The organism is Blautia sp. 210820-DFI.6.14, assembly GCF_020558815.1.
GTDB classification, from domain to species: domain Bacteria; phylum Bacillota; class Clostridia; order Lachnospirales; family Lachnospiraceae; genus Blautia_A; species Blautia_A obeum.
This window is the reverse complement of the sequence record NZ_JAJCKS010000122.1, coordinates 1-294: the sequence shown is the minus strand read 5'-3', so window position 1 is coordinate 294 and position 294 is coordinate 1. Positions and strand designations below refer to the sequence as shown.

The following is a 294-nucleotide window of genomic DNA, read 5'->3' as shown; positions in this document are numbered from 1 at the left end:
GTTCTCTTGCTCGTTCTCTGTTCTTTCCTTTAGACACAGCATCCTTAAAGTGCATAAGTTTTTTCATAATAGATGGCTTATCCTTTTTGTTCATCTGTACACCCAAATATTTCTTAAATGCCAGATTCATCATTTCTGTATCCTGCCCTTTAAAGAACACATAGTAGGTCGGTGGCTTGGTCGAACTGTCTTTTTTCAAGGCAAAATCTAAACGGTATTTTTTCGCCACCCGCTCAAAGGACTTGATATTTCCATCTGTGATTTCAATATTGGATAAACCAGAACCCTGGCTTT

The 294-nt window shown here is 38.1% G+C and carries 1 protein-coding gene; it reads right to left on the bottom strand.

The genetic code is table 11. The annotated features are described in order from the left end of the window. The coding region (locus LI112_RS18005) for a PcfB family protein (RefSeq protein ID WP_227191221.1) at window positions 1-294 on the bottom strand (294 nt) is incomplete at both ends.